General features: G+C 69.3%; 13 protein-coding genes. 2 read left to right on the top strand and 11 right to left on the bottom strand.

Annotated features, from left to right (window positions below; translation table 11 throughout):
• Positions 1–48: 48 nt before the first annotated feature.
• The 4 genes from hisH to JWP54_RS16525 all read right to left on the bottom strand — a co-directional run bounded on the left by hisH (position 49) and on the right by JWP54_RS16525 (position 2,871).
• Positions 49–681 carry an imidazole glycerol phosphate synthase subunit HisH gene (hisH, locus tag JWP54_RS16510; RefSeq protein WP_297374262.1) on the bottom strand — a complete coding sequence of 211 codons (633 nt, stop codon included), beginning with the start codon at positions 679–681 and terminating at the stop codon, positions 49–51.
• Positions 678–1,295: an imidazoleglycerol-phosphate dehydratase HisB gene (gene hisB / locus JWP54_RS16515; protein ID WP_297374265.1), complete on the bottom strand. Its 618-nt coding sequence runs from the start codon at positions 1,293–1,295 to the stop codon at positions 678–680. The genes hisH and hisB overlap by 4 nt, the downstream gene beginning before the upstream one ends.
• A gap of 9 nt (positions 1,296–1,304) precedes the next feature.
• On the bottom strand, positions 1,305–2,390 hold the full coding sequence (locus JWP54_RS16520) for a histidinol-phosphate transaminase (RefSeq protein WP_297374268.1): 1,086 nt from the start codon (positions 2,388–2,390) through the stop codon (positions 1,305–1,307).
• A 70-nt stretch (positions 2,391–2,460) separates the two neighbouring features.
• Positions 2,461–2,871, bottom strand: coding sequence for a LysM peptidoglycan-binding domain-containing protein (locus JWP54_RS16525; protein WP_297374270.1), 411 nt, complete (start codon positions 2,869–2,871; stop codon positions 2,461–2,463).
• Between the two features lie 365 nt (positions 2,872–3,236).
• On the opposite strand from JWP54_RS16525, the gene lexA reads away from it, so the two are divergent.
• Positions 3,237–3,938: a transcriptional repressor LexA gene (lexA, locus tag JWP54_RS16530; protein WP_297374282.1), complete on the top strand. Its 702-nt coding sequence runs from the start codon at positions 3,237–3,239 to the stop codon at positions 3,936–3,938.
• 72 nt (positions 3,939–4,010) lie between these two features.
• On the opposite strand, the gene metE is transcribed toward lexA, so the two are convergent.
• From metE to hflX, 4 genes are all read right to left on the bottom strand, one after another.
• The gene (gene metE / locus JWP54_RS16535) at positions 4,011–6,332 is read right to left on the bottom strand and encodes a 5-methyltetrahydropteroyltriglutamate--homocysteine S-methyltransferase (RefSeq protein ID WP_297374285.1); all 2,322 of its coding nucleotides are present in this window, start codon (positions 6,330–6,332) and stop codon (positions 4,011–4,013) included.
• On the bottom strand, positions 6,332–7,078 hold the full coding sequence (locus JWP54_RS16540; RefSeq protein WP_297374288.1) for a methylenetetrahydrofolate reductase: 747 nt from the start codon (positions 7,076–7,078) through the stop codon (positions 6,332–6,334). The genes metE and JWP54_RS16540 overlap by 1 nt, the downstream gene beginning before the upstream one ends.
• A gap of 23 nt (positions 7,079–7,101) precedes the next feature.
• The gene (locus tag JWP54_RS16545; RefSeq protein ID WP_297374291.1) at positions 7,102–7,389 is read right to left on the bottom strand and encodes a methylenetetrahydrofolate reductase; all 288 of its coding nucleotides are present in this window, start codon (positions 7,387–7,389) and stop codon (positions 7,102–7,104) included.
• Between the two features lie 385 nt (positions 7,390–7,774).
• Positions 7,775–9,319: a GTPase HflX gene (gene hflX / locus JWP54_RS16550; protein ID WP_297374295.1), complete on the bottom strand. Its 1,545-nt coding sequence runs from the start codon at positions 9,317–9,319 to the stop codon at positions 7,775–7,777.
• Positions 9,320–9,360: 41 nt separating this feature from the next.
• On the opposite strand from hflX, the gene JWP54_RS16555 reads away from it, so the two are divergent.
• The gene (locus JWP54_RS16555) at positions 9,361–9,969 is read left to right on the top strand and encodes a methyltransferase (protein ID WP_297374298.1); all 609 of its coding nucleotides are present in this window, start codon (positions 9,361–9,363) and stop codon (positions 9,967–9,969) included.
• 69 nt (positions 9,970–10,038) lie between these two features.
• Here the strand turns inward: JWP54_RS16555 and dapF are convergent, their stop codons facing one another.
• From dapF to miaB, 3 genes are all read right to left on the bottom strand, one after another.
• Entirely contained in the window at positions 10,039–10,920 is an 882-nt protein-coding gene (dapF, locus tag JWP54_RS16560) for a diaminopimelate epimerase (protein ID WP_297374301.1), read from the bottom strand.
• A 63-nt stretch (positions 10,921–10,983) separates the two neighbouring features.
• Entirely contained in the window at positions 10,984–11,892 is a 909-nt protein-coding gene (gene miaA / locus JWP54_RS16565; RefSeq protein WP_297374304.1) for a tRNA (adenosine(37)-N6)-dimethylallyltransferase MiaA, read from the bottom strand.
• Between the two features lie 6 nt (positions 11,893–11,898).
• The gene (gene miaB, locus JWP54_RS16570) at positions 11,899–13,578 is read right to left on the bottom strand and encodes a tRNA (N6-isopentenyl adenosine(37)-C2)-methylthiotransferase MiaB (RefSeq protein WP_297374307.1); all 1,680 of its coding nucleotides are present in this window, start codon (positions 13,576–13,578) and stop codon (positions 11,899–11,901) included.
• Positions 13,579–13,587: the final 9 nt, after the last annotated feature.

Genomic DNA, 13,587 nt, shown 5'->3' on the forward strand with positions numbered 1-13,587 from the left:
TTTTTTGTTGGGGTGCGGCCACTGATGGAGGCCGGCTGGTGGGAAGACTTAGTCGCGGAGAGTGCCGAGCCAGTTCGACAGCAGGCGGATGCCGGCGTCGCCGCTCTTTTCCGGGTGGAACTGGGTGGCGGACAGCGGACCGTTCTCCACCGCGGCGAGGAACGGAGCACCGTGCTCGGCCCAGGTGAGCCGGGGAACCGGGAAGGGCGGCATCACGTCGAGAGACCAGCTCTGCGCGGCGTAGGAGTGCACGAAGTAGAACCGCTCTCCCTCGAGGCCGCGGAACAGCACGGAGTCGGGGTCGGGGGTCACCGTGTTCCAGCCCATGTGCGGCAGCACCGGGGCCGGCAGCGCACTGACGGTGCCGGGCCATTCGCCGAGCCCTTCGGTGTCGGCGCCGCGTTCGACTCCGCGTTCGAACATGACCTGCATGCCCACGCAGATTCCCATCACCGCTCGTCCGCCGGAGAGGCGTTTGTCGATGATGTCGCCGCCGTGGGCGTCGTTCAGGGCCGTCATCACCGCGCTGAACGCGCCGACGCCGGGTACCAGGAGGCCGTCGGCCTCGAGGGCGAGCTTGCGGTCCCCGGTGAGGGTGACGTCGGCGCCCGCGAGCTCAAGCGCCTTGACGGCGGAGTGCACATTGCCGGTGCCGTAATCGAGCACCACGACCTTGCTCATAGGGCCCCCTTCGTCGACGGGATGCCGCTGACGAAGGCGTCGTAGGCCTTGGCCTGCCGGAACGCGCGGGCGAAGGCCTTGAACTCGGCTTCGGCGATGTGGTGCGGGTCACGGCCGCCGACGACGGTGACGTGCACGGTGAGGGCTGCGTTGACGGCGATGGCCTCGAAGACGTGGCGCACCATGGATCCGGTGAAGTGGCCGCCGATGAGGTGGAATTCGAAGCCGGCCGGTTCGCCGGTGTGTACGAGGTAGGGGCGGCCGGAGATGTCGACGACGGCCTGCACGAGGGCTTCGTCGAGCGGGACCAGCGCATCCCCGTATCGCGAGATGCCGGACTTGTCGCCGAGGGCCTGCTTGATGGCCTGGCCGAGCACGATGCCGATGTCCTCGACGGTGTGGTGCACGTCGATCTCGATGTCGCCCTTGGCGTGCACGGTGAGGTCGGTCAGGGAGTGCTTGGCGAACGCGGTGAGCAGGTGGTCGTAGAACGGCACGGTGGTGTGGATGTCGCTCACTCCGGTGCCGTCGAGGTCGATCGACAGGTCGATGCTCGATTCACTCGTTTCGCGCTGCAGGTGGGCACGGCGAGGCGAGGGCGTGACGTTGCTCATGGCGATAGTTTATTCGGCTGACGGACTCAGCCGTGCGATCGCGGTGAGAAAAGCGCTCGTCTCGGCCTCGGTGCCCGCCGAAACGCGCAGGTGGTTGGGGATGCTCATGTCCCGGATCAGGATGCCCTCGGCCAGCAGGGCCTCGAAGACGACGCGCGGCTCGGCGACCCCGCCGAAGAGCACGAAATTGCTGCCGCTACGCAGCGGGCTGAAGCCCATGCCGCGCAGCTCGGTCACGAGCCGGTCGCGCTGCACCCGGATGTCGTCGACCATGGCGAGCATCTCATCGGTGTGGGCGAGTGCGGCCACCGCCGCCGCCTGGGTGAGCGCCGACAGGTGGTACGGCAGGCGCACCAACCGGAGCGCGTCCGTGATGGCCGGGTCGGCGGCCAGATAGCCCAGTCGCACGCCGGCGAAGGCGAAGGCCTTGCTCATGGTGCGGGAGACCAGCAGGCGCGGACGCCCGGCGAGAAGGGTGAGGGCGCTGTCGGTGCCGACGGGGGCGAACTCGGCGTAGGCCTCGTCCACGACGACGATGCCGGGGGTGGCGTCGTACACAGCGGCGATGGTCACCAGCGACAGCGGTGTGCCGGTGGGGTTGTTCGGCGAGCAGAGGAACACGACGTCGGGCGACGTCTCGTGCACCCATCGGGCGGCCGTTTCCGGGGACAGTTCGTAGTCGGCGTCGCGGCCGCCGGGGAGCCAGCGGGTGTCGGTTCCGGAGGCCAGGATCGAATACATGGAGTAGGTCGGCGCGTAACCGAGGAGGGACCGGCCCGGCCCACCGAAAGCCTGCAGCACTTGCTGCAGCACCTCGTTGGAGCCGTTCGCTGCCCAGATATTGTCCCGGGTGAGGCCGTGGCCCAGGTAGCCGGCGAGGGCGTCGCGCAGCGGGGTGAACTCCCGGTCGGGGTACCGGTTCACGGTGAGGATGGCGTCGGTGAGGGCTCGGGCGATGTCAACGGCGACCGCGGGCGGGATCGGGTGGGTGTTCTCGTTGACGTTCAGCGCGACCGGTACGTGCAGCTGCGGTGCGCCGTAGGGGATTTGTCCGCGGAGGTTGGCACGCAGGGGCAGGTCGTCGAGGCTGGTCACCCGAACAAGCTTAGTTGCGCGGCGCCGGACCTGGTCCCGGGCTCGAGTGCCGCGTCGGCGACCCCGGGTGTCAGTACCCGGCGGGAAGGGCCAGGCGCTGGCCGGGCTGAACGGCCTCTGAGGCCAGCTGGTTGAGGTTCACGATGTCGGCGATGACGTCGCGCGGGTCCTGCTTGGGGGCGATCGACTCAGCGAGCTCCCACAGGGACTGGCCGGCATCGACGGTGACGTACTCGAAGGCGGCGGCACCGACGCTCGCCGTGCCCTCGGCAGCGGCGACGCCGCCGTTGACGGCGACGGCGATCGACCCCAGCACCAGTGGCACGGCCGCGAGCGTGGTGAACGCCATGCGGCCACGGCGGGTGAGCCGCAGGTGCGTGCGCGGTGCGGCGGTGCGGGGTGCGACGGCGGTCGCGTGACCGATCGTACGGGCCCTGCTGCCGGCGCTGATGCCGGTCTTCCCTGCAAATGCTGCGCTCATGGCTAACCTCCTGGTAACGCATCCGGCCCTCGGCCGGGAGGGCCGAATGCGAATCTATGTTCCGAATATATCTTCGAGTGTTCGAACAATCAACCCTGTTTCCGGATAATATGGAAAGAGATTTCGCAACACACTCGAATACATGTCTACGAATCCCTGTCACTGTGGATACAGTTTCGATCGGGTAGCAGTACTCAAACAGACACCACCGACATTCGTTCCAGACGAGGCTTCGGGCAGACCGAGATGACCGGCCGGCCCCAGCCCGGGGCATCCGTCGGGAACGCGCCAGCACAGACAGCCGAACATTCAGACCCACCGGATTCAGAGCCATCCGATTCGGGCCAACCAAGAGGAGCGACAACGTGGCACAGGAGAGCACACCTCGGGACAAGGGCACCACGCGGCGCCGCAAGAGCCTGAGTGATAAGCAGAAGGCCGTCATGGACGTGATCCAGCGTTCGGTGCGCGACCGCGGCTACCCGCCCAGCATGCGCGAGATCGGCGACGCCGTCGGCCTGTCCTCACTCTCGAGCGTGACGCACCAGCTGCACCAGCTCGAGCTGAGCGGCTACCTGCGCCGGGACCCGAACCGGCCGCGCGCGCTCGAGGTGCTCATCGAGCTGCCGCAGTCCACCGACGAGGTCACGCCGGGAGCCGCCGACGACTACCAGTCCGGCATCCAGGTGGGTGACGCGGCGATGGTGCCGCTCGTGGGCCGGATCGCCGCCGGCATCCCGATCATGGCGGACCAGCAGATCGACGAGATCTTCCCGCTCCCCCGCCAGCTGGTCGGCAAGGGCGAACTGTTCATGCTCAAGGTCGTCGGTGATTCGATGATCGACGCGGCCATCTGCGACGGTGACTGGGTCGTCATCCGCCAGCAGAAGACCGCGGAGAACGGCGAGATCGTCGCGGCCATGCTCGACGGCGAGGCGACCGTGAAGGTGCTGCGGCAGCGCGACGGCCACACCTGGCTGCTCCCCCGCAACACCAACTTCGAGCCGATCCTGGGCGACTACGCCGAGGTGCTCGGCAAGGTCGTCGCCGTGCTGCGCTCGGTCTGAGTCACCCGCTCCAACCCGGACAGGCCCGGCCCCCGCGAGGGGTCCGGGCCTGTTTCTGTCTCAGCCGCCGGGTCAGACCAGCGTCGCCCGCACCGCGCGCGTGGCCTTCACGATGTTGCGCAGGGAATCGACCGTCTCGGCGTAGCCGCGGGTCTTCAGGCCGCAGTCCGGGTCGACCCAGACCTGGCGGGCAGGGATCGACTTCAGCGCCCGCTCGAGCAGGTCGGTGATCTCGGCGATGCCCGGTACCCGGGGCGAATGGATGTCATAGACGCCCGGGCCGATGCCGTGGTCGAAACCGCTGGTCTGGATGTCCGCCACGACCTCCATCTTCGACCGGGCCGCCTCGATGCTGGTGACGTCCGCGTCCAGGTTGCGGATGGCGTCGATCACGACGCCGAATTCGGAGTAGCAGAGGTGGGTGTGGATCTGGGTCCGGTCGGCCACGCCGGCCGTGGCGAGCCTGAAGGAGCCGACCGACCAGTCCAGGTAGTCGGCGTGGTCCTTCTTCTTCAGCGGCAGCAGCTCGCGCAGGGCCGGCTCGTCGACCTGGACCACCTGGATGCCGGCGGCTTCGAGGTCGGTGATCTCGTCCCGCAGGGCGAGGGCCACCTGCCGGGCGGTGTCCCCCAGCGGCTGGTCGTCACGTACGAACGACCAGGCCAGGATCGTGACCGGGCCGGTGAGCATGCCCTTGACGGGCTTGTCGGTGAGGGTCTGGGTGTAGCTGGTCCAGTCCACCGTGATGGGCGCCGGGCGCGAGACGTCCCCCCAGAGGATCGACGGGCGGGTGCAGCGGCTGCCGTAGGACTGGACCCAGCCGTTCTCGGTCACGGAGAAGCCGTCGAGGTTCTCGGCGAAGTACTGCACCATGTCGTTGCATTCCGGTTCGCCGTGCACCAGCACGTCGAGGCCGAGGTCTTCCTGCAACTGCACGATGCGGCCGATCTCGGCGCGCATCAGGTCGCGGTAGTCGTCGGGGGCGAGCTCTCCGGAGACGAGGCGGGCGCGGGCCCGGCGGATGTCACCCGTCTGCGGGAAGGAGCCGATCGTGGTGGTCGGCAGTGGCGGCAGGTCCAGGGCGGCAGTCTGGGCGGTGAGTCGCGTCTCGTAGTCCCCGCGGCGGAAATCGGCCGGGATGAGGGTGTCGAGGCGGGCACGGACCGCGCCGTCGCGCACACCGGGTGAGACGCGGCGGTCGGCGAGGGATGCGGTGGCGGCGTCGAGGTCGGCCTGGATCACGTCCCGGCCGGAGGTGAGGCCGCGGGCGAGGGTGGCGACCTGGCCGACCTTCTGGTCGGCGAAGGCCAGCCAGCCGCTGAGCTCGGCGGCGAGCTTGGTTTCGTCCTCGACGTCGTGCGGCAGGTGCTGCAGCGAGGTGGAGCTGGAGACCGCGATGCTTTCGCTCAGGGTACCGAGCCGCCCGAGGGTGTCGAAGGCGGCGGCCAGATCGCCGCGCCAGATGTTGTGCCCGTCGATGACGCCGGCCACCAGGGTCACCTCGGCCAGTCCGGGAACGGCGGCCGGGACGGTGCCGCGCACGAGGTCCAGGCCGATGGCCTCGACCGCGGAGGCGGCCAGCACGGGGAGGGCGTCGTCGAGGCTGCCGTACGGTGCGGCCACGAACAGCGCGGGCCGTTTCGCCAAGCCGCCGAGGGTCTCGTAGGCCTGTGCGAGGGCCACAAGGGCACGGTCCCGGGGGATGTCGATGCTTTCGCTGACCAGGCCGGGTTCGTCCAGCTGCACCCACTGGGCGCCGGCAACGGCGAGGCGTTCGATCAGGGCCGCGTAGACCGGCAGCAGGTCGGCCAGGCGGTCGAGGGGGTGGAAACCGGCCGGTGCGTCGCTGGCCGCCTTGGCAAGCAGCAGGAGGGTGACCGGGCCGACGATGACGGGGCGGGTGAGGAAGCCATCCGCGACGGCCTCTTCGAACTCCCGCACGATGCGGTCGCTGGCCAGGCGGAAGTTGGTGTCCGGGCCGATCTCCGGCACCAGGTAGTGGTAGTTGGAGTCGAACCACTTGGTCATCTCGAGCGGCAGGTTCTCGCCGTCGCCGCGCGCCAGGGTGAAGTAGCCGGCCAGGTCGAGGTGCCCGTCGGCGTCGACGAGGTCCTGGAAGCGGGTGGGGATGGCGCCGACGGCGACCTGGGCATCCAGCACCTGGTCGTAGAAGGAGAAGCTCTCCGGGATCGAGGAGTCGGTGCCGCCCAGGCCCAGGCCGACGAGGCGTTCGCGGGTGGCGCGGCGAAGTTCCGCGGCGGCGGCTTCGAGCTCGGCGGCGTCGATCCGGCCGGCCCAGAAGGCTTCGACGGCCTTCTTGAGCTCGCGGCGACGCGCGATGCGCGGGTAGCCCAGGATCGTTCCGGTGGGGAAAGCGGGGACGGTGGTGGCCATCAGGAGTAGTCCTTCGTGAAGTGGGTACCGGCACTGATGCCGGCGGGGCTGGCCGAGGGATGGGTCACGGCCGGGAAACGAGTGGAGACGGCCGGTTGTGCCGGTGCGAGCGCGCCGGCGCGGTCGAGCACGGCGAGCACGGTCTCGTGCTCGTTGAAGGCGTAGAGGTGGAGTCCGGGGGCGCCGCCGGCGATGAGCTTCTTGACCAGGGCCGCCGCGTGGGCGATGCCGATCTCGCGCTGGCCCTCCGCCGTGGGCTCGACCTCGAGCTGGATGGCGAGGTCGCTGGGCAGCTCCTCTCCGGAGAGTTCCAGGATGCGGCGCAGCCGGCCGGGGCTGGTGACGGGCATGATGCCGGGCAGGATCGGGAATTCCACCCCGGCCTCCCTGGCCCGTTGGATGAAGCTCAGGTAGTGGTCAGCGTGGAAGAAGAGCTGGGTGATGGCCAGGTTGGCGCCCGCGGCCTGCTTGGCCAGCAGCGTGTCGATGTCCTGCGCGGTGGAGCGCGAGCGCGGGTGGCCGTTCGGGAACGCGGCCACGGCGATGCGCACGTGGTCGCGCTCGGTCTTCACCGCGCGGGCCCGCGGCAGGCCCGGGATCGGGGTCTCCTGGTACGGCACCCGCTCGGCCTGCACCCGGTGGATCAGCTGCACCAGCTCGCCGGCGCTGTGCAGGTCGCCGAGGAAGACGTCGTTCTCGGTCAGGCCCTCCGGCGGGTCCCCGCGGAGGGCCAGGAAGCTGCGCACGCCGGCGTCGAGGAACTCGCGGATCAGGCTGCTCGCCTCGGCGAGGACCCGACGCAGGTGAGGTGTGCCATCGGGTCCACGGTGGTGGCCCGGCGGATGTAGCGCAGCACGTCCAGGGACGAGGTACGGGAGGAGCCGCTGGCTCCGTAGGTCACCGAGATGAATTCGGGCCGGGCGTCGGCCAGGGCGTCGATCGTGCCGTGCAGGGCCGTTGCGGCAGCATCCGTTTTGGGCGGGTACAGCTCGAACGAAAACGGGATGCCGGGCCGACAGGCGTGGTCCGCGGGTGGGGAGGGTGGCGTCGCTGTCATGGTTCCTCATTCGGCATGGGTGGTGCAACAGAAAAGGGCCTGGCGGCCGCGGACCGCCAGGCAAACCGGCAGCTCCTCGCGGGCCGGTGCCGGGCTCGGCTGTCGCTCCATGCCGGGCGGATCAGCGGTTCCGGCAACGATTGAGACGACTCTAACGTCGGAGAACCCGCGGCACAGTCGCATGGCCGAATGTTACGTCCGGCGGTGAAACCGGTCGCGGGTTCCACTCGGAGTCAGGCGTCGACAGGTCCACTCCGACTCATGACCGGCCATTTTCGCTTGTAGGCAGGGGGTCCGCACTAGCAAGAATGGGGCGGCCTTAACGACGAAGGGCGGCACCCGCTCCTGGAATGGATGCGGGTGCCGCCCTCTGGCGTGCGGCGGGTCAGCCGGTGATCGCCCGCGTCACCACGAACGGGGTGAACTGGGCTTCGATGCCGGGTGAGACGAGGGCCGTGACGAGGGTGCCGGACTCGGCGTAGTCGAGCGCCAGCACCTTGCCCTGGCCGTGCAGGATCGGGATGAGGTCACCGCGGTCGTACGGGATCAGCAGGTCCAACCGGATCTCGGGCTTGGGCAGCATGGTCTCGATGGCGGTGAGTACCGCGTCGATGCCCTCGCCCGAGCGGGCCGACACGAAGATCGCATGTGGCGACAGGCCGCGCAGTACCAGGCGGTCGTCATCGCTGACCAGGTCGCTCTTGTTGAACACGACCAGTTCGGGGATGTCACTGGCGCCGACCTCGCCGATGACCTCGCGCACCGTGGCCAGCTGGCTGGCCGGGTCCGGGTGGGACGCGTCGACGACGTGCACGATGACGTCGGAGTCCGCGACCTCTTCGAGGGTGGAGCGGAACGCCTCGACCAGTTGGTGCGGCAGGTTGCGCACGAAACCGACGGTGTCGGTGAGGGTGTACAGCCGGCCGTCCGCGGTGGTGGACTTCCGCACGGTGGCGTCCAGCGTCGCGAAGAGCGAGTTCTCCACGAGCACACCGGCCTTGGTGATCCGGTTGAGCAGGCTGGACTTGCCGGCGTTGGTGTAGCCGACGATCGCCACGGAGGGCACGGCGTTGCGCTTGCGGTTGGCCCGCTTGGCCTCGCGGGCCGGCTTCATCTCGATCATCTGCTTGCGCAGCCGCGACATCCGGGTATGGATGCGGCGACGGTCGAGTTCGATCTTCGTCTCACCGGGTCCGCGCGAGCCCATGCCGGCACCGGCGCCACCGACCTGGCCACCGGCCTGGCGGGACATCGAGTCACCCCAGCCGCGCAGCCGGGGAAGCAGGTAGGCGAGCTGGGCGAGTTCGACCTGCGCCTTGCCCTCCCGGCTCTTGGCGTGCTGGCTGAAGATATCCAGGATCACGGCGGTACGGTCGATGACCTTCACCTTGACCACGTCTTCGAGCGCACGCCGCTGGCTGGGCGCGAGTTCGGTGTCGGCGATCACGGTGTCGGCGCCCAGCGCCGCCACGATGGACGCGAGTTCGAGGGCCTTGCCCTTACCCAGGTAGGTGCTGGGATCGGGGGTGGCGCGGCGCTGCAGGAGACCGTCGAGCACCGTGGCTCCGGCGGTTTCGGCCAGCGCGGCAAGCTCGCGCATGGAGTTCTCGGCGTCGAGCAGGCTGCGGGCGGAGTACACGCCGATCAGCACCACGTTCTCGAGGCGCAGCTGGCGGTATTCAACCTCGGTGACGTCCTGCAGCTCGGTGGAGAGCCCGCCGACGCGGCGCAGGGCGTTGCGGTCTTCACGTTCGGACTGTTCACCGTCGTGGTCGCTGCCGTCGAAGCCACCGCTGGACGGGCGGGCCGAGAGCGCCTGCGCCGATCCGCTCGCGAAAAGCGAGTAACCGGTGGACCGGCTCTCGGCACTGGCCAGCACGCGCGCAACTACATCGTCATCGTCGTCGTGTGGAGCGTTTATATCAGTCATTGCTTTAACTCTAGTTCCTCTTTTTTCGATAAGTTCGCTGTATGGCTTCCGAACACTATTTCTCGTCGGCTCCGGGCAGCGACCTGAAATTGCGGCACATCACCGTGAAGATCGCCGGTGCGATCCGTGAGGTCACCACCGCGAACGCGGTTTTCTCCCCGGAACACATCGACACCGGCACCAAGGTGCTGATGCGCGAGGCACCGCTGCCCTCCGGCGGCGGAAACGTTCTGGACCTCGGCTGCGGCTGGGGCCCGATCAGCCTGCACCTCGCGTTGGCCGACCCGTCCGCCACCGTGTGGGCGGTGGACGTGAATGAACGAGCCCTCGAACTGGTGCGCATCAACGCCACCAAGCTGGGCCTCACCAACATCAACGCCGTGCTGCCGACAGATGTTCCCGACTCGGTCATCTTCGCCGGCATCTGGTCGAACCCGCCCATCCGGGTGGGCAAGGCCGAACTGCACGCCATGCTCACGCACTGGCTGCCGCGCCTGGCATTGGGGTCGGATGCCTGGCTCGTGGTGCAGCGGAACCTCGGCTCCGATTCCCTGCAGCGCTGGCTCGCCGACGAGTTCCCCGACACCCTCGAGGTCTCCCGTCACGCCATGGACAAGGGCTTCCGCATCCTGCGCACCCACAAGCTCTAGACCCGCGAGCCGTGGCCTGAGCCCGGAAATGCGGGTTTTCCGGGGCCTGCCGCAGGGCTCGCGGGATGGTCAGGCGAGTTTCAGGGTGCCGTCGAAGACGAGAGCGGCGGGGCCGGAGAGCGAGACGTGCTCACCGTCCTGGGTGGGGAACATCCGTACGCCCAGCACACCGCCGGGAACCTCGACCCGCCACTGGTTCGGCGCGCCGGCACCGGCCCAGTGCCGGGTGGCGAGGGCCGCGGCGACCGCGCCGGTACCGCAGGAGAGGGTCTCTCCGCTGCCGCGTTCGTGCACGCGCATCCGGATCCGGCCGACGCCGTCGACGACGAGCGGGTCGTTCGGCAGCACGAACTCCACGTTGGCGCCCTCGGTGGGCTCCGGGTCGAGTTGCGGCACGAAGGTGAGGTCGGCGCGTTCGAGTTCGTCCTCGTCGGCGAGGGCCACCACGACGTGCGGGTTGCCCACGTTGATGCCGAGGCCCGGCCGGGCCACGGCGAGGTTCTTGGCCCGCACCAGGGTCTCCCCCGGTTCCAGGCGCCAGCGGCCCAGGTCTACCTGGTAGCCGGTGGCGTTGCGCTGCACGTCGCGCACGCCGCTGCGGGTGCCGATCGGAAGGGTCTCGCCCGGGCCGATCTCGGCCAGGCCCTGTTCGATCAGGAACCGGGTGTACACGCGGATGCCGTTGCCGCACATCTCCGACACCGTTCCGTCGGCGTTCCAGTAGTCCATGAACCATTCGGCGGTGTCGTCCTCGGCCAAGGCCGCAGCGCCGGCGTCCAGGTTGGCCGAGCGAACGGCGCGGATCAGGCCGTCGGCCCCCACGCCGAACCGGCGTTCGCAGATGCCCTTGATCTGCTCGGGGCTGAGGTCCAGCCGGCCGTCAGGGTCGCTGACCAGCACGAAGTCGTTGCCGGTGCCGTGGCCCTTGGTGAAATGCAGATCGATACCCATGGACTCAGTTTAGGGACTCGGTCGTCCAGGTCCCGCCCGCACAGCTGGCCGGCGGGCACCCACTCAGGGCAGGTGCACGGCCGCCTGGGCGACGCGGTCGGCGTCGTCGGCGTCGATCCAGTGCGTCTGCGGGTCGCGTTTGAACCAGCTCACCTGGCGGCGGGCGTAGCGGCGCGTGAGCTGCTGGGTGGCTTCGATGGCTTCGGCCTGCGTGGCCGTGCCGCGCAGCTGGCTGAGCGCCTGGGCATAACCGATGGCGCGGCTGGCCGTGACGCCGCCCTCCAGCCCGAGGGGCAGCAGCGTGCGCACCTCGTCGACCAGGCCGGCTGCCCACATCCGCTCGACGCGAGCGTCCAGCCGCGGGGTGAGCACCTCACGCTCCAGGCGCAGCCCGATGGTGACGGCCGGCATCCAGTAGACCGGGTCGCCGGGCAGTACGGCGGCGTGCGGGGCGCCGGTGAGTTCCACGATCTCGAGGGCGCGCACGAGGCGGCGGCCGTTGCTCGCGCCGATGCGCGCGGCCGCGCCGGGGTCCACGCCTTTCAACCGTTCATACATCAGGCCCGGACCCTGCTCCACCAGCTCGGCCTCGAGGCGGGCGCGCAGGTCAGGGTCGGTACCGGGGAATTGGAAGTCGTAGACGACGGAGGACACGTAGAGGCCCGAACCGCCGACGAGGATCGGCACCGCACCGCGGTCGACGATGTCGGTGATGGCGGCGCGGGCCTCCGCCTGGTAGCGGGCGACGGTGGCCTCGTCAGCCACGTCGAGCACGTCGAGGAGGTGGTGCGGCACGCCGCGGCGCTCCGCGGGAGCGAGCTTGGCGGTGCCGATGTCCATGCCCCGGTAGAGCTGCATGGCGTCGGCGTTGACGATTTCGGCAGGCCGGCCCGCCTCGCGCAGCCGGGTGGCGAGCTCGAGCGACAGGTCGGACTTGCCGGTACCGGTCGGGCCGACGATGACGACAAGCACCGTCGGTTAGCGTTCCGCGTCGTCGACCGGGTAGATCGGGATGGTCGTCGCGCCGCCGTGCTGGTTGAGGTTGCTGAGGTTCAGGGCCGCGGGGCTGCCGACCCGCAGGGTGGGCAGTCCGAGGGAGACGGCGCTGCCGGCACCGGCCGGGGTGGGAACGCCGCAGGAGTCGGCCTGGTCGCGGTCCCAGGCGTCGCCGGCGATGGTGCGGCGGATGCGCAGGGGCGCGCCGTCGAGCGAATCGGCGATGAGGTGGAACGGAGCGGCCTGGGTGACCGTCACGGTGACCATGTCGCCGGGGCGGGGCAGGTTGCTACCGGCGGGCACGTCGAAGTGCACCAGGCGACTGTCGGGGGCCCGGCCGCTGAGCCGGTGGGTTGCCCCGTCCTTGCGGCCCTCTCCGTTGGCGACGAGCAGTTCGACCTCACGGCCGATGACCTTGCGGTTTTCTTCCCAGGAGATGCGCTCCTGCAGGGCGATGAGGCGCTCATAGCGGTCCTGCACCACGGCCTTGGGCACCTGGTCCGGCATGGTGGCGGCCGGTGTGCCGGGGCGGATCGAGTACTGGAAGGTGAACGCCGTGGCGAACCGGGATTCCTCCACCACCCGCATGGTGTCGAGGAAATCTTCCTCGGTCTCGCCGGGGAAGCCGACGATGATGTCGGTGCTGATCGCGGCGTCGGGCATCTGGGCGCGCACCCGTTCGAGGATGCCGAGGAACTTCGTGGACCGGTAGGAGCGGCGCATGGCCTTGAGCACCCGGTCGGAGCCGGACTGCAGCGGCATGTGCAACTGCGGCATCACCGCAGGGGTGTCGGCCATCGCGTCGATGACATCGTCGGTGAAAGCGGCGGGGTGGGGGCTGGTGAAGCGGATGCGTTCGAGCCCCGGGATCTGCCCGGCGGCGCGCAACAGTTTGCCGAACGCGAGCCGGTCACCGAACTCGACACCGTAGGAGTTGACGTTCTGGCCCAGCAGGGTCACCTCGATGGCACCGTCGTCGACGATGGCCTGGATCTCGGCGAGGATCTCGCCGGGGCGACGGTCCTTCTCCTTGCCGCGGAGCGCGGGGACGATGCAGAAGGTGCAGGTGTTGTTGCAGCCGACCGAGATCGACACCCAGCCGCTGTAGCTGGAGTCCCGCTTGGTGGGGAGGGTGGAGGGGAACGTCTCGAGGGACTCGAGGATCTCCAGCTGCGCCTCACCGTTGTGCCGGGCCCGTTCGAGCAGGCTGGGCAGGGACCCCATATTGTGGGTACCGAAGACCACGTCGACCCACGGTGCCTTGGCGAGGATGGTGGCCTTGTCCTTCTGGGCCAGGCAGCCGCCGACGGCGATCTGCATGCCGGCGTGCTTGCGCTTGACCGAGGCGAGGTAGCCGAGGTTGCCGTAGAGCTTGTTGTCGGCGTTCTCTCGAACGGCGCAGGTGTTGATCACCACGATGTCGGCCTCGGCGCCCTCCGCCGAGACGTAACCGGCCGCTTCGAGCGAACCGCTGAGGCGTTCGGAGTCGTGCACGTTCATCTGGCAGCCGAACGTGCGCACCTCGTAGGTACGGGCGCGACCCTCGGCATCCCTCGCTGCCGACGACGGGGTGATCACGGTCGTCGTGTGCGGCGACTGGTCGGCGGACGACGGGGTCGCTGACGACGGGCTGGCCAGGGATGGTGCGGTGACACTGCTCATAGTTCCTTC

Source organism: Cryobacterium sp., assembly GCF_025463825.1.
In the GTDB taxonomy this organism is placed as follows: Bacteria; Actinomycetota; Actinomycetes; order Actinomycetales; family Microbacteriaceae; genus Cryobacterium.